This window comes from Streptococcus oralis SK610, assembly GCF_000257455.1.
Classification (GTDB): domain Bacteria; phylum Bacillota; class Bacilli; order Lactobacillales; family Streptococcaceae; genus Streptococcus; species Streptococcus oralis_CB.
The window spans coordinates 1-553 of the sequence record NZ_AJKQ01000014.1 but is presented as its reverse complement, the minus strand read 5'-3'; the positions used below and the strand labels follow the sequence as shown (position 1 = coordinate 553).

Below are 553 nucleotides of genomic sequence, written 5' to 3'. Positions count from 1 at the left end.
CGTTGCGCCTGTACCAGTTGGTGTTACCTTAGTGAACTCTGGACTGTAAGTCGCAGTAACTGGGGTGCCATTCTTATCCACACGTTTGACTGTGACTGGAGCTGGGTTTCCGACAAACTGTTTGTCTGGAGTGAAAGTTACCGTTCCGTCTGGCGCAATCGTGTAAGTTCCTTGACCAGGAATAGATTTCTCTTTGCTGCCATCTTCGAAGGTTGGATCAACTGTTTCATCGATTGGAACCAGTGGATTACCACCTTGGAAGCTTGGAGTTCCAGTTTGTGGGATACCTTGAGGACCTGTGCTGGTTGCGTTAGTGCTGGTTGGGGTTACCTTGGTTACTGTTGGGGTATAAGTCGCAGTCACTGGAGTGCCGTTCTTATCTACACGTTTGACTGTGACTGGATCTGGGCTTCCGACAAATTGCTTGTCTGGAGTGAAAGTTACACTTCCATCTGGCGCAATCGTGTAAGTTCCTTGACCTGGAATAGACTTCTCTTTGCTGCCATCTTCGAAGGTTGGATCAACTGTTTCATCGATTGGAACCAGTGGATCA

The 553-nt window shown here is 48.1% G+C and carries 1 protein-coding gene; it reads right to left on the bottom strand.

Annotation, left to right across the window (positions count from 1 at the left end):
• Window positions 1-553: Ig-like domain-containing protein (locus HMPREF1115_RS06455; RefSeq protein ID WP_000112582.1), on the bottom strand; the 553-nt coding region annotated here is incomplete at both ends.